Origin of the sequence: Cesiribacter andamanensis AMV16 (assembly GCF_000348925.1) — a bacterium.
GTDB classification, from domain to species: Bacteria; Bacteroidota; Bacteroidia; order Cytophagales; family Cyclobacteriaceae; genus Cesiribacter; species Cesiribacter andamanensis.
The window spans coordinates 1-13,209 of record NZ_AODQ01000125.1 but is presented as its reverse complement, the minus strand read 5'-3'; the positions used below and the strand labels follow the sequence as shown (position 1 = coordinate 13,209).

At 55.6% G+C, this 13,209-nt stretch carries 14 protein-coding genes; 9 read left to right on the top strand and 5 right to left on the bottom strand.

Annotated features, from left to right (window positions below):
* Positions 1 to 286: 286 nt before the first annotated feature.
* On the bottom strand, positions 287 to 685 hold the full coding sequence (locus ADICEAN_RS17275) for an SPW repeat domain-containing protein (protein WP_009196937.1): 399 nt from the start codon (positions 683 to 685) through the stop codon (positions 287 to 289).
* A 389-nt stretch (positions 686 to 1,074) separates the two neighbouring features.
* Between ADICEAN_RS17275 and ADICEAN_RS22765 the strand changes: the two genes are divergently transcribed.
* From ADICEAN_RS22765 to ADICEAN_RS17265, 3 genes are all read left to right on the top strand, one after another.
* Positions 1,075 to 1,218, top strand: a complete 144-nt coding sequence (locus ADICEAN_RS22765) for a hypothetical protein (RefSeq protein ID WP_161622729.1) — start codon at positions 1,075 to 1,077, stop codon at positions 1,216 to 1,218.
* Positions 1,206 to 1,424 (top strand): class I SAM-dependent methyltransferase, encoded by a 219-nt coding sequence (locus ADICEAN_RS21525; RefSeq protein WP_051068896.1) that lies wholly within the window; start codon positions 1,206 to 1,208, stop codon positions 1,422 to 1,424. Before ADICEAN_RS22765 ends, ADICEAN_RS21525 begins: the two co-directional genes overlap by 13 nt.
* A gap of 247 nt (positions 1,425 to 1,671) precedes the next feature.
* Positions 1,672 to 1,977: an RNA recognition motif domain-containing protein gene (locus tag ADICEAN_RS17265; protein WP_009196936.1), complete on the top strand. Its 306-nt coding sequence runs from the start codon at positions 1,672 to 1,674 to the stop codon at positions 1,975 to 1,977.
* A gap of 103 nt (positions 1,978 to 2,080) precedes the next feature.
* Here the strand turns inward: ADICEAN_RS17265 and pheA are convergent, their stop codons facing one another.
* On the bottom strand, positions 2,081 to 3,157 hold the full coding sequence (pheA, locus tag ADICEAN_RS17260; RefSeq protein ID WP_009196935.1) for a prephenate dehydratase: 1,077 nt from the start codon (positions 3,155 to 3,157) through the stop codon (positions 2,081 to 2,083).
* 362 nt (positions 3,158 to 3,519) lie between these two features.
* On the opposite strand from pheA, the gene ADICEAN_RS17255 reads away from it, so the two are divergent.
* On the top strand, positions 3,520 to 3,729 hold the full coding sequence (locus ADICEAN_RS17255; protein ID WP_009196934.1) for a YgaP family membrane protein: 210 nt from the start codon (positions 3,520 to 3,522) through the stop codon (positions 3,727 to 3,729).
* Positions 3,730 to 3,777: 48 nt separating this feature from the next.
* Here the strand turns inward: ADICEAN_RS17255 and dnaA are convergent, their stop codons facing one another.
* The 3 genes from dnaA to ADICEAN_RS17240 form a co-directional block, all read right to left on the bottom strand.
* Positions 3,778 to 5,217: a chromosomal replication initiator protein DnaA gene (dnaA, locus tag ADICEAN_RS17250; protein ID WP_009196933.1), complete on the bottom strand. Its 1,440-nt coding sequence runs from the start codon at positions 5,215 to 5,217 to the stop codon at positions 3,778 to 3,780.
* A 148-nt stretch (positions 5,218 to 5,365) separates the two neighbouring features.
* Positions 5,366 to 6,292: a bifunctional metallophosphatase/5'-nucleotidase gene (locus tag ADICEAN_RS17245; protein ID WP_009196932.1), complete on the bottom strand. Its 927-nt coding sequence runs from the start codon at positions 6,290 to 6,292 to the stop codon at positions 5,366 to 5,368.
* Positions 6,293 to 6,323: 31 nt separating this feature from the next.
* The gene (locus ADICEAN_RS17240) at positions 6,324 to 7,091 is read right to left on the bottom strand and encodes a 5'-nucleotidase C-terminal domain-containing protein (RefSeq protein ID WP_009196931.1); all 768 of its coding nucleotides are present in this window, start codon (positions 7,089 to 7,091) and stop codon (positions 6,324 to 6,326) included.
* An 88-nt stretch (positions 7,092 to 7,179) separates the two neighbouring features.
* On the opposite strand from ADICEAN_RS17240, the gene ADICEAN_RS17235 reads away from it, so the two are divergent.
* From ADICEAN_RS17235 to ADICEAN_RS17215, 5 genes are all read left to right on the top strand, one after another.
* Positions 7,180 to 9,042, top strand: coding sequence for a methylmalonyl-CoA mutase family protein (locus ADICEAN_RS17235; protein WP_009196930.1), 1,863 nt, complete (start codon positions 7,180 to 7,182; stop codon positions 9,040 to 9,042).
* On the top strand, positions 9,032 to 11,179 hold the full coding sequence (gene scpA / locus ADICEAN_RS17230; protein WP_009196929.1) for a methylmalonyl-CoA mutase: 2,148 nt from the start codon (positions 9,032 to 9,034) through the stop codon (positions 11,177 to 11,179). Before ADICEAN_RS17235 ends, scpA begins: the two co-directional genes overlap by 11 nt.
* A 191-nt stretch (positions 11,180 to 11,370) precedes the next feature.
* The gene (locus tag ADICEAN_RS17225) at positions 11,371 to 11,895 is read left to right on the top strand and encodes a hypothetical protein (protein ID WP_009196928.1); all 525 of its coding nucleotides are present in this window, start codon (positions 11,371 to 11,373) and stop codon (positions 11,893 to 11,895) included.
* Between the two features lie 134 nt (positions 11,896 to 12,029).
* A complete protein-coding gene (locus ADICEAN_RS17220; RefSeq protein WP_009196927.1) occupies positions 12,030 to 12,458 on the top strand; it encodes a GNAT family N-acetyltransferase in 429 nt (142 codons plus the stop codon).
* Positions 12,459 to 12,597: 139 nt separating this feature from the next.
* A partial coding sequence (locus tag ADICEAN_RS17215) for an MlaE family ABC transporter permease (protein WP_051068895.1) occupies positions 12,598 to 13,209 on the top strand: 612 nt, incomplete at its 3' end.

Below are 13,209 nucleotides of genomic sequence, written 5' to 3'. Positions count from 1 at the left end.
TTTTTGCTTCTAGAGGCTCGTCATTCCGAGGAGGTACCACCGGGCCTCGGTGGCGAAGGAATCTGGCATCCAAGCATAGAGTAACCAGATTGCTTCTTCCGCTACGGGGGGCGCCCCCCGCTCCATCGCAAAGACGACTCTAGATAATAAAAACGGCCCCTGAATAATTTCAGAGGCCGTTTTTATTAAAAATAAGTTTTCTCTAAAATTCGGGATGACTCATGTTTTGTTTGTGCTGCAGCTACTGCTACAGCAGAACCATATACAGTTTAGTTATAGCTCTATTTTACAGATCTTTTCGGATACGATCGCTTTCGGTACGGGTTCTGGTTTCAGCATTGGACCCCATGGGCGGACGGGAAGCCGCTGTGCTGTTGTTCAGATCTGCCCGATCGGTATAGCCAGCACGGGCTCTGTCTCCCTCATGTACCGGTGTATGCACGGGGGCACGGTCAGGGGTAGTTCTGGTAAAGATACCTGCGCCAACTTCGGCCAGACCCAACAGCAGGTGCGGCATGTAAACCCATTCGTTAAAATCAAACAGCCAGGGTGAAACGGCCAGGAAGGCACCGCCCAGAATATCCAGCCACAGGTGGGTGCGCATGGAGATCCGTCTAACGGCGCCCAGTTCATAATCGGTAAAGATACTATAGAGGATTACACCGGCGCCCAGAATCACGGGCACCCAGGTTTCGGCTCCGCCTCGGGCAAAATACGAAAATCCAGGGAGACGCTATCAGCAAGGCTCCCATCAGGTAATCGAGCATACCGTGTATGCGTGTTGGTATGAATCTCATAATAAAAAATTTAAATACTACATAAAAATTTGATGTAATAAAGCTTAGTATTATACGAGCATGGCTTAGGATGTTTCAATTTTATATTAAAATTAATGTACTCATGACAAATATATTCGGCTGGTTATGAGTGTATAATGCAATTCAGGAAGTGAGCGGCGGGGTCTTAATTATGCTCATAATAGCATGCAAAACAGTGTGATTTTATCGGGTGAGAGCAGGCTTTGAGGAGGGAGGGTGCTTTCAGATCCCGAAACGTTGCCGGAATTTCACACCCATGATCAATACCAACCGCTGGAACCGCATTCGCTACACCCTGTACACCCCTGTCTATGACCGGATCGGCAGGCTGTTTCGCACTCCAGGCGCAAGGCTATTGCCCTGCTGCCGCTGGCGCCCGGCAGTCGGGTGCTGCTGGTAGGCGGGGGTACCGGCCTTGATCTGGAACTACTGCCTGCCGGATGCGAGATTGAGGCCTCCGATATCACCCCTTCTATGGTAGCAACTATGCAGCAGCGGGCGGCGGCCCTGGGCGTGCAGGCCCGCTGCCAGCAGATGGACGGGCAGCAACTGTTAGATGCTGCGCCCCTGAAAGCACCAGCAGCAGCACTTGCAAACAAAAAATAATGTTGCTTTATTTAAAGAAAAAGAGGGCTCAGCCCTAAACAAGCCCCCTTTATTTGCGTTTGTACTAAGGATTCTCTGGAAAGGATTTGCATAAAAAATAAAAAGTAAGAGGAAATCCGGAAAATATAATTAACTTGCTTACGATTGACAGGGATTTTTTGCATAGCAGGTAAGTCTTATCCTCTAAGTTTTATTTAGCTCCCAAAACACCTTTGTCAATTATTTATTCAGTACAACATTATAAGTGATGAACATTTTCGTAGCAAAATTGAATTTCAAGACGAAAGAGGAAAGCCTTCGTCAACTGTTCGAAGAGTTTGGTGAAGTAAGCTCTGTTAAGATCGTTACCGACCACGAAACCGGCAAATCTAAAGGTTTTGGTTTCGTAGAAATGCCTAACGATGACGAAGCACAGAACGCCATCGATGAACTAAACGAGTCACAGTTTGACAACGCCACTATCGTTGTGAACAAAGCTCGTCCTAAAGAGGCTCGTCCTCCACGCTCAAACAGCGGTGGCGGCAGCTGGGGTGACAACAAGCGTCGTTATTAATTAGCGAGCTGCAGTGCAGCACCGCTATTAACCATAGCATTATCTTTTTGAAAAAAGCCCGTTGCAGTTCTGTAACGGGCTTTTCTTTTCCAGAACATGCATGTCACAACATCTTGGCATAACTCCCCAGCCAGATCAGCCGGTCGGCATAGAGTGAAAACAGCTCCTGCACGGATGCATCGTCCCGGTGCCCCTCAAACTCAATGTAAAACCAGGCAGCAAAGCCCCTGTTGCCCCTGATGGGCCTGCTCTCTATTTTAGTGAGGTTAATACCCCTGGTGTAAAAATCCTGCAGAAAACCCGCCAGGCTACCGGGTGTATCAGGCAGCTTGGCCAGTATGGTGGTTTTGTCTTCCGGTCCCTTCTGGTTTACAAAATCCTTTGCCAGAATCAGAAAGCGGGTTATGTTGTTATCAGCGTCCTCCACATTTTCAAATAGCACTGGCAGCTTGTAGAGCTTGGCGGCTACCACTGAGCAGAGGGCAGCGGTTTGGGCTCCTTCCTGCAGGGCCAGGCGGGCGGCCTCCGAGGTAGAGTTTACCGGCACAATCTCCACCTCCTGATCCGCCAGGTATTTGGCCATAAAGCTGCGGCACTGCCGAAAGGCAATGTCTTTGGAGTAGAGCTTGCGAATGGTGCGGATGCTATCGGCCGTGCTGGCCAGGCAGAAATGGATGGGCTGTGCAGCTTCTGCCACAATCTTCAGCTCAAAGCGCTCCAGGCTGTCCATGGTTTCGCCTACTACCCCCTCCTGGTTGTTTTCAATGGGAACTACCCCAAAACGGGCCTTGCCGGTTTGCACTGCCTCAAATACCGTAGCAATGGTAGGCAGCGGAAAATACTCGCTCATGGCGCCAAAGCGGCTCTCAGCCAGGGCATGGGTAAAGGAACCTTCGGGCCCCAGGTAGGCCACTTTTTCGGGTAGCTCCAGGGTGCGGCTGGCCGCAAAGATCTCCAGAAAAATGGCTTCCAGCGCCTGGCGGTTTAGCAGGCCGGCGGTTTTTTGCTGCAGCCGCTCAAGGATCTGCTTTTCCCGCTCGGGCCGGTATATTACGGTATTCTGCGCCTTTTTGAGGCGGCCTACCTCTTTTACAATTTGCATGCGGCTGTTGAGCAGCTCCAGGAGCTGGTCGTCGATGGCATCGATCTGCCGGCGCAGCGCTTCCAGTGATTGGGACATAGGCAAGGTGGATAGGTTCAAAGAATCAAGAGAAGCAATAATCTGCTGTATTTCAAGCTTCTGTAGCAATAATTCGCTGCAATCGTTGACGCGGCCTCTTGCAAAAGGGGGCGGGAGTAGAAGTTCCCTGATCTTTCTGATGTGCAGCGCCGCAGTGCCGGCCCAGCAGCATGCGCTTCAGGGGGCTCAAGATCTTTCTGGAGTGTGATAAAAGTCACTGATGGCGCTGCAAAAAGCCCCTAGCTTTAGGCTAAGGCTGGTAAAGACCCCTGCGGGCGGCTCCGGTACAGCTCTCCTTCGGGGGGCGTGCAGCTATGGCCGCTGTGCAGCCCTTTGCTGGCAAGCTCTAAACAAATACGGACATGAAAAAGAATATGGGCATTGCCGATCGGACAATCCGGGTGATTGTGGCGGCACTAATTGGCGTTCTTTATGTAACCAACCTGCTTAGCGGCACCTGGGCCATTGTGTTGCTGGTGCTTGCCGGGGTGTTTGTGCTTACCAGCCTGCTGGCTTTTTGCCCACTTTATGCCCTTTTTGGCATTAGTACCTGCCCCATGAAGAAGGCCTGAAGAGGGTAATGCAGTACGGAAATACGGAACAGAGAGGCGGCTGCCTGCTTAAGCAGCTACTTTGCTTTTGAGTTTTTTGGTAAGCTCCAGCACAGAGGCTTTAAATTTGCCGTCGGTTTCCATCAGGTCGTTTACCGCCTGCACAGCATGAATAACGGTACTGTGGTCCCGGCCGCCAAAGTGCGCCCCTATGGATTTTAGCGAGTGGGTGGTGTATTCTTTGGCAAAATACATGGCCACCTGACGGGCTACCACAAACTCGCGTTTGCGGCTCTTGCCCTTCATCTGGTCGGGCGTAATGCTAAAATAGGCCGATACCGTTTTCTGGATGTAATCGATGTTTACCTCGGTGTCGATCTCCTGCACAATGTTCTGCAGGGTAGCTTTGGCCAGCTCCAGGTCAATGTTGCGGCGGTTGAGTGAGGCATGCGCCAGCAGGGAAACCAGTACCCCTTCCAGCTCCCGCATGTTGGTATCTACGCTGTTGGCCAGGTATTCTACCACCTCGGTGGGGATATAGATGCCATCGGCCTCCATCTTGCGCTGAATAATGGCCATGCGCGTTTCCAGATCGGGCGCCTGCAGATCGGCCGTAAGTCCCCACTTAAAGCGGGAGAGCAGGCGCTCCTGCAGCCCTTTCAGCTCCCGGGGAGGGCAGTCGGAGGTCATGATGATCTGCTTGCCGCTCTGGTGCAGGTGGTTAAAGATGTGGAAAAAGATTTCCTGGGTCTTTTCCTTGCCGCTCAAAAATTGCACATCATCGATAATGAGCACATCTACCTGCAGGTAATAGTTGCTGAAGCTCTGGGCATTGTTACCCTTGAGCGCTTCTATGAACTGGTTGGTAAAGTTCTCGGAAGTTACATAGAGCACAAACTTATCATGGAAGCCGTGCTTGATCTCGTTGCCAATGGCCTGCACCAGGTGCGTTTTGCCAAGGCCCACGCCCCCATAGATCATCAGGGGGTTAAATGAGGTAGCGCCGGGGCGCTCCGCTACCGCGAGGCCGGCCGAGCGGGCCAGGCGGTTACAATCGCCCTCAATGTAGGTAACAAAGGAGTAATTGGGGTTGAGATGCGATTTTTGTTGCATCTCGTCAATGGCCCGCAGCGCAAAGGGGCTTTTGTAGTCGGGCTCGTAGCCGTTGCCATTTACGCCGGCGCCTGCTGGCTGGCGGGCGTGCTGCTTCATGGCCGGCAGGCTAACGGTTTTGGGCTGGTACTGCTCGTTGCCCCGGTCTACAATAACCGAGTACTGCAGCCTGCCCTGGGGGCCCAGCTGCTGCATGATGGCCTGCTTGAGCAGGTGCACATAGTTCTCTTCCAGCCATTCGTAAAAAAACTGGCTGGGTACCTGAATTGTCAGCACATGATTATCCAGGCTCATGGGCACAATAGGGGCGAACCAGGTCTTAAAAGACTGTTCGTTCGTGTGCTCCCGGATGAGCTCCAGACAACTAGACCATACAGTGTAGCAATTTTGTTGCATTCGCTAACAGGGCTTTGGCTGCGGAAAAACAGGGTTTTAAAGTTACGTAAGAATCCTCAATATGCAACAGGCACTTGGGGCTTCCTCGGAAAATTAGCATTGAGCAAATCGCTCCCTAGGGGAGAATCTAGCGTTGGCACCGGAAAATTCAACTCAGTTGCAGAGAGCGGTCTATTGGCATGGTTTGCCAGCTGATGTCGGTGGTGCGGCCCCGGCCATCAAAGCGGTAATCAAGCCTGCCGAGGTATACGCCAGACCAGCCCACCTGGTTTATTAAAACTTCCTGGCCTGCCGGGTTCACTACGCGGCGGGGCTCTTCCAGAAAGGAATGGGTATGCCCGCCTATGATCAGGTCAATGCCCTCTACCTGGCTGGCCAGCCGCATGTCGGAGATCTTGGTACTTTCATATTCCAGGCCCAGGTGTGACAGGCAGATGATCAGGTGGCAGCCCTGGCTGCGCAGCTCCTGCACCATTTCCCGGGCTACGGCTACCGGATCCAGGTAACGGGTCTGGGCAAACAGGGCATCGGCCACCAAGCCCTTTAGCTGAATGCCCAGCCCGAATACGCCCACGCGGATGCCCCCCTTCTGGAAGACCTTATAGGGGGGGAACTTGCCTTTTAGAATGGTGTCAGAAAAATCATAGTTGGCCGTCAGGAACGGAAAGCTGGCATTGGGCAGCTGGGCGGCCAGGCCCTCCAGGCCAATGTCAAAATCGTGGTTGCCCAGCGTGGCGGCATCATAGCGCATGCGGCTCATGAGGGTAAACTCCAGCTCGCCGTTAAAGAAGTTGAAGTAGGGGGTGCCCTGCCAGATATCGCCTGCATCCAGCAGCAGCACATGCTCCTCCTGGCTGCGGATGCGCTCAATGAGCGTCAGGCGCCGGGCCATGCCGCCCAGGCCCTCCCAGCGGCGCCCGTCGGAAGGAAACGGCTCTATGCGGCTGTGCATATCATTGGTATGCAGAATGGTGAGGCGCTGCTCCCTGGGCCGGGCATCGGCCAGGGCCGGGCCAAGGGTGGCCAGAGCGCCTGTAGCCAGGCCTGCTTTCCGTATAAACTCCCTGCGCTGCATGGGCGAAGTATTGATTGAGGTGGTAAAAAACTTATTCGATGATCACCCGGCCTTCTACCCGGGCATCTACAGCCAGCCCCTGCGCCTGCAGGGCCTGTATTTTGGCCACAATGGCATCCCGGAGCAGAATATCGGTGTATTCCAGTACCCGGGCTTCCTTGAGCATGCCCAGATGGTCGCCGCCGCCAGCCAGGTAATCGGAGGTAGCAATGCGGTAGGTTTTGGCCGGATCAAAAGGCTTGCCGCCGATGGTAATGCGTTCGATCTGCCCCCCGCGCACCAGCAGCTGGCTGTTGGAGATGGCCAGGTTCTTTACCCGGGCGGCATGCTCAAACAGGCGCAGGGTCTGCTCACCGCTCAGCTCCAGCACCTGCAGCATATTTTCAAAGGGCATCAGCTCAAAAATATCTCCGCGTGTAAGCGGACCCTTTGGCAGCGGAATGCGTACACCCCCTGTAGTGATTACACCCATATCCACGCCGGCCGAGGAGCTGGCCCGCACACTTTCTTCAATAAGGTCGGCCACAAAGTTGCCCAGCGGCGATTCAATCTCTCCCTTGGGAAGTTCCCGGGCGGCCTGGCCAATCACCTGATTCATAAGCGAATCGATCTGCAGCTTGTAGGGCTGTATGTAGGCCAGTGTAGCGGCATCGGGCTGCAACAGGCTGTCTACAGCCAGGGCATTTGGCTGCTCGGCTACATACTGAGGGGCCAGCACCTGGCTGCCGCCGCAGGAGAGCAAAAGGCTGCTGGCAAGCCAGAGAAAAATAAGCGGCAGGGGTCTGGATCGGTTGGGCATAGCGGCAGAAAGGCCTAAAAATAAGGCGCTGGTTGATAATCCACTACAAATTAAGCTAACTTTACCTTAAACTTCAGTATTGAGCGGCATGCATCTTCTTTTTTCAGATTTTGATCCAACCCCTAAGCAGGCCTGGGAAAAACAGCTGGCCCAGGAGCTGAAGGGAAAACCCCTGGACAGCCTGCGCTGGACCCTGCCCGAAGGCTTTTCGCTGGATCCCTACTACACCGCCGACGACCTGACATCTGCTCCCCTAGGGGTCCCTGCCTCCTCCCAGGGGGATGCCCGGCCTGGCGAGGCCCGGCCTGGCGAGGCCCGGCAGTGGACCAACATGCAGCTGCTGCTGGTAAAGGATGTGGCCCAGGCCAATGCCCAGGCGCTGGAGGCGCTCAACGGTGGGGCCACCGGCTTGTACTTTGATCTCACCCCCCATGCCCGAGTAGCCGACATGCCGGCCTTTGTAAACCGCCTGCTACAGGGGGTGCTGCTGGAGCATTGTGCGGTGGCTTTTCGGGTACAGGAGTTTGGCGCCGAGCTTATCGAAGCCTATCTGCAGCTGGTGATGGCCCAGGGCCTGGCCCCCGGGCAGCTGCAGGGCTTTCTGGTGCAGGACCCCCTGGGCCGCCTGCCCGAGCTTGGGCTTATGGATAATGACAACATGGCCAGCCTGGAGCGGGCCGTACTGGCCACCCGGCGCTATCCGCACTTTAAAGGGCTGATGCTGGACAGCCGCATCTTTCATAACTCGGGCGCCAGCGCCAGCCAGGAGCTTGCCTGCCTGCTGAGCCTTACCGTAGAGTACCTGCACCGCCTTACGGATAGAGGCATCAGTCCGCAGGAGGCCTTTGAGAGCCTGGGCTATTCCGTTTCGCTGGGCAGCCGCTATTTTGTGGAGATTGCCAAGCTGCGGGCCCTGCGCCTGCTGGTGGGGCAGATTGCAGGTGCCTATGGGGTAGAGGGGTTTCGGCCGGAGCAGCTGTTTGTTCATGCCCAGACGGGCCGCTGGTCCAAATCCCGCCTGGATAGCAATACCAACCTGCTGCGCAATACCACCGAGGCCATGAGCGGCATTCTGGGGGGCTGCAATGCCCTGAGCATTGTGCCGCACGATGCCCTGCTGAAACAGCCCGATGCCTTCTCGCTGCGCATGGCCCGCAATGTGAGCACCATTCTGCAGGAAGAAGCCTATCTGGGCAAGGTACAGGATCCGGTAGCCGGCGCGTATTATCCCGAAATACTTACCCAAAAGCTGGTGCAGGAGAGCTGGCGCCTGTTTCTGGAGCTCGAAAAAGAGGGGGGCTATGCCAAGGTAGTAGAGAGTGGCAGCCTGCACGACCGTATTAATGCTATCCGCATCCAGCGGCTGGAGGCCATTAGCACCCGCCGGCAGCGGGTGGTAGGGGTCAATGCGTATAGCAACCCTGCCGAGGCCCTTTGCCTGCCCCAGGCCGAAGCTCCGGGCAAGGTCACCAAGCGCCTGCTGCGTCAGCAGGGCCAGGCCGATGCCATCGAAGACCTGCGCTGCCGTACCGAGGGCTTCCGCCAGCGGGAGGGGCGCCTGCCGCTGGCCGTGCTGCTGCAATGGGGCGACCCCCTGCTGCGCAGTGCCCGTGCCAGCTTTGCGACCGATTTTCTGGGCATTGCCGGCATCCAGTCAATGCCTATCCTTTTTAACAGGCAGCAGGAAGCTGTAGCCCTAAGGCTGGGCGAGCTGCAGCCCGATATTGTGGTGCTCTGCGCTGCAGATGATGATTATAACCAGCAGGCCATTTCCATAGCCGACAGTGTACGGCAGCAGTTTGGCGGCGTATTGCTGGTGGCAGGCAATCCTGAGCTGCTGGCGCCCGATGTAAAGCAGGCCGCACTGGATGGGTTCATTCACCTGAAATCCAATGCCGTAGCGCTGCTAACCGAAGTTCAAGACCAGATTTTTGCCTCTCATGAAGCCTGATTTCTCTAAAATAGATCTATCGAAGTTGGCCACTGCCGCACCGCAGGCCCCCGCCCCGTCGCCTACCGCCTGGGCCTCGCCCGAGGGCATTGCCATACAGGGGAGCTATGCGCCTGAGGGGATGGGTAGGCTGGAACACCTGCGCTTTGGCGCCGGCCTGCCGCCCTACCTGCGCGGGCCCTATGCCAGCATGTATGTGAGCCGCCCCTGGACCATCCGCCAGTATGCCGGCTTTAGCACGGCCGAGGAAAGCAACGCCTTTTACCGCCGCAACCTGGCCGGCGGCCAGAAGGGCCTCAGCGTGGCTTTTGACCTGGCCACCCACCGCGGCTACGACTCCGACCACCCCCGCGTGGTAGGCGATGTGGGCAAGGCCGGCGTGGCCATTGATTCGGTGCTGGACATGAAGATTCTCTTCGACAGCATTCCGCTGGACCAGATGTCGGTAAGCATGACCATGAACGGGGCCGTTATTCCCATTATGGCCTTTTTTATCGTGGCTGCCGAAGAACAGGGGGTAGCCCCCGAGCAGCTCAGCGGTACCATTCAGAACGATATCCTCAAGGAGTTCATGGTGCGCAACACCTATATTTATCCGCCCGAGCCCAGCATGCGCATCATTGCCGACATCTTTAAATACACCTCGCAGAAGATGCCGCGCTTCAACTCCATTTCCATCTCGGGCTACCACATGCAGGAGGCTGGCGCCACCGCCGATCTTGAGCTGGCCTACACCCTGGCCGATGGCCTGGAGTACCTGCGCACCGGCATAGCCGCCGGCATCCCGGTCGATAATTTTGCGCCCCGCCTGAGCTTTTTCTGGGCCATTGGCATGAACCACTTTATGGAAATTGCCAAAATGCGGGCCGCCCGCATGCTCTGGGCAAAAATAGTAAAGCAGTTCAATCCGCAGAATCCCAAGAGCATGGCCCTACGCACCCACAGCCAGACCAGCGGCTGGAGCCTTACCGAGCAGGACCCCTTTAATAATGTGGTGCGCACCTGTGTGGAAGCCCTGGCCTCGGCCTTTGGCGGCACCCAGAGCCTGCACACCAATGCGCTGGACGAGGCCATTGCCCTGCCCACCGACTTCAGTGCCCGCATTGCCCGCAATACGCAGCTCTACCTGCAGGACGAAACCGCCATTACCCGCGCCATAGACCCCTGGGCCGGCAGCTACTATGTAGAAAGCCTTACCCAGGAGCTGGCCCACAAGGCCTGGACCCTGATAGAAGAAGTGGAGCAGCTGGGCGGCATGGCCAAAGCCATAGAGACCGGCCTTCCCAAAATGCGCATTGAAGAAGCAGCCGCCCGCAAGCAGGCCCGCATTGATGCCCGGCGGGATGTAATTGTGGGGGTAAACCAGTACCAGACCGATGAGGCCTCCGAGCTGGAGCTGCTGGAGGTAGACAATGCCGCCGTACGGGAAGCGCAGCTGCGCCGCCTGGCCGAGCTGCGCGCCACCCGCAACCAGGCCCAGGTGCAGGATGCCCTGGCAGCCCTCACCCACTGTGCCCAGACCGGTGAAGGCAATTTGCTGGAGCTGGCCGTAGTAGCCGCCCGGGTTCGTGCGACCCTGGGCGAAATATCCGATGCCATGGAAAAAGCCTTTGGCCGCCACAAAGCCCAGGTGCGGGCCATCAGCGGCGTATACAGCAGCGAAGCCCGGGAAGATGACAATTTTCTCCGGGCCAAAGCCCTGGCCGACCAGTTTGCGCAGCTGGAGGGCCGCCGCCCCCGTATCATGATCGCCAAAATGGGACAGGACGGGCACGACCGCGGCGCCAAGGTAATTGCCACCTCCTTTGCCGACCTGGGTTTTGATGTAGACATTGGTCCGCTCTTCCAGACCCCGGCCGAGGTAGCCCGGCAGGCCGCCGAAAACGATGTGCACCTGGTAGGCGCCAGCAGTCTGGCCGGCGGCCACAAAACGCTGGTCCCCCAACTGATCGAAGAGCTGCGCAGCCTGGGCCGGGAGGATATAATGGTAGTGGCCGGCGGGGTAATTCCCGCCAAAGACTATGACTTTCTCTACCAGGCGGGCGTAGCCGAGGTATTCGGCCCCGGTACTGTGATTGCCCTGGCCGCCCAGAAGATCCTCAGGCGCCTGATCGGCGAGGAGGAAGGGGTGGAGTGAAATAAGGGCGGGTTGTCGTTACTGTAAGCTCCCCCTTGTTGGTGTTTTCACCAACAAGCCACTTCAAAGCGAGAACAGGGACGCCAGTGTTGTTGGTGAAAACACCAACAACAGGAAGGGGCATTACCTCTTCCCCCTGTTGGTGAAAGCACCAGCAAGGGGAAACCTCCATCATTATTTTGTGCAGTGTTATGAGAGTATCTTTAGGATATATTCTGCTGACTTCTGCTTTAATGTCATGCAGCTATGCAGTGCATAAAAAGGATATGCCTGTTGAATGTATCGAGACCTCTGGAGCATCCGGTATAGGGCCACTTAATTGTGATAGCACTACCTTAAGCAAGTATGCGGGGGAATTTAGTAGAAAAGGCTCGGTAGTTGAAAAGATTGTTCTGTATGAAAATGGCTCTTTTGTCTACACTAAGGCTGAACAAACAATCTGGGATAGATATGCTAGAATCTCAGACAGGCAAGGTTTCTGGTACTGCAGGGATGAAATGCTCTTTTTAGGAGCCAGTTACAAATCCTACCGCTTATTCGATGTATATAATTATATATTCTTTATTGCTAATGATGAGTATGATTGCTTTGTCAATGATGCAAACAATTTATTAGCATTTGCTAACGCTAAGGAAGATATTGACAGTCTTGATACAAAGCTTACCCTTCAGAGCCGGATTGAAGCTGGATATTTAAACAAATTGAAAATGAAGTAGGAGATAGTGGAGCAACGGTAATGTTACACTATGGGTAATTTTCCCCTGTTGGTGTTTTCACCAACAAGCAACTGGCGGAACGGAAAGCGAATAGTATCCCTAAAATGGGTTTATCAGATACATCCAGGACACGTATGGCCAATTCCCATATTTTTGAAGCTCGCAGCGAAGCCGACATTCGCCGCTGCCATGCCGTAATGCACGAACTTCGCCCGCATCTGGCAGAAGAGCCCTTTGTGCAGCAGGTGCTGCGCCAGCAGGAACAGGGCTTTCGGCTGGCGGCGCTTGAGGCAGAAGGTAGCGTGCGGGCCGTAACGGGCTTTCGCCTGCAGGAAATGCTGGCCCACGGGCGTATCCTCTATGTAGATGATCTGGTAACGGCCGAAAAGGAGCGCTCCAGTGGCTGGGGCGAGCAACTGTTTCAGTGGCTGCTGCAGCAGGCCAGGGAGGGCGGCTGCGCCCATCTGCAGCTTGATTCGGGCAGCTGGCGCCACGGGGCTCACCGCTTTTACTTCCGGCAGGGCATGCACATCTCGTCCTATCACTTTACTATGCCCTGCTAAGCAGGCCCGGCAATGGTGACAGATAGCCTGACCGCTTCAGGACAAAACAGGCATTTTATTGGCAAAGCGTAACCTTAGGCAGGGCTTTCCGGTTAAGGAGAGGTAGCCATTTTTTGTTCGATCTAACGCCATACCACCTTTGCCTTTTCTTAGCCGAAGCAGCCGTTTCAATAGCTTTTTAATCAACCTGGCGAACATCTACCGCTTTGTGGGAAGGGCGCTGGCAGGTGCTGTGCTGCCCCCCTACGAAACGCGGGAAGTGCTGCGGCAGTCGTACCAGATTGGGGTGCGCACCTTTGCGCTGGTAGGCTTTACCGGGCTGATTGCCGGCATTGTGTTTACCCGCCAGAGCCGCCCCTCGCTGCTGGAGTTTGGCGCCGAAAGCTGGCTGCCCTCGCTGGTGTCCATTGCCATTGTGCGCTCCCTGGGGCCGCTGATCACTGGCCTGATCTGTGCCGGACGGGTGGGGTCCAGCATTGGGGCCGAGCTAAGCTCCATGAAGGTAACCGAGCAGATCGATGCCATGGAAGTATCGGGCACCAACCCCTTTAACTACCTGGTGGTGAGCCGGGTTACGGCAGCCGCCCTGATGGTGCCTATTCTGGTGATCTATGCCGACTTCATAGCCCTGCTGGGCTCGTTTATCGCCACCAATTACTTTTCCCAGACTTCTTTTGCCCTATACTGGGCTCAGGCGCTGGAGTCGCTAAGCCTGCTGGATGTTATCTCCAGCGTAGGCAAGGGCTTTTTG

What these genes read in the sequence shown, in the direction of transcription:
- ADICEAN_RS22765 (WP_161622729.1), top strand. Translation starts at nt 1,075, where the DNA reads ATGATCAATACCAACCGCTGGAACCGCATTCGCTACACCCTGTACACC.
- ADICEAN_RS17265 (WP_009196936.1), top strand. Translation starts at nt 1,672, where the DNA reads ATGAACATTTTCGTAGCAAAATTGAATTTCAAGACGAAAGAGGAAAGC.
- pheA (WP_009196935.1), bottom strand. Translation starts at nt 3,157, where the DNA reads ATGTCCCAATCACTGGAAGCGCTGCGCCGGCAGATCGATGCCATCGAC.
- ADICEAN_RS17255 (WP_009196934.1), top strand. Translation starts at nt 3,520, where the DNA reads ATGAAAAAGAATATGGGCATTGCCGATCGGACAATCCGGGTGATTGTG.
- dnaA (WP_009196933.1), bottom strand. Translation starts at nt 5,217, where the DNA reads ATGCAACAAAATTGCTACACTGTATGGTCTAGTTGTCTGGAGCTCATC.
- ADICEAN_RS17245 (WP_009196932.1), bottom strand. Translation starts at nt 6,292, where the DNA reads ATGCAGCGCAGGGAGTTTATACGGAAAGCAGGCCTGGCTACAGGCGCT.
- ADICEAN_RS17240 (WP_009196931.1), bottom strand. Translation starts at nt 7,091, where the DNA reads ATGCCCAACCGATCCAGACCCCTGCCGCTTATTTTTCTCTGGCTTGCC.
- ADICEAN_RS17235 (WP_009196930.1), top strand. Translation starts at nt 7,180, where the DNA reads ATGCATCTTCTTTTTTCAGATTTTGATCCAACCCCTAAGCAGGCCTGG.
- scpA (WP_009196929.1), top strand. Translation starts at nt 9,032, where the DNA reads ATGAAGCCTGATTTCTCTAAAATAGATCTATCGAAGTTGGCCACTGCC.
- ADICEAN_RS17225 (WP_009196928.1), top strand. Translation starts at nt 11,371, where the DNA reads ATGAGAGTATCTTTAGGATATATTCTGCTGACTTCTGCTTTAATGTCA.
- ADICEAN_RS17220 (WP_009196927.1), top strand. Translation starts at nt 12,030, where the DNA reads ATGGCCAATTCCCATATTTTTGAAGCTCGCAGCGAAGCCGACATTCGC.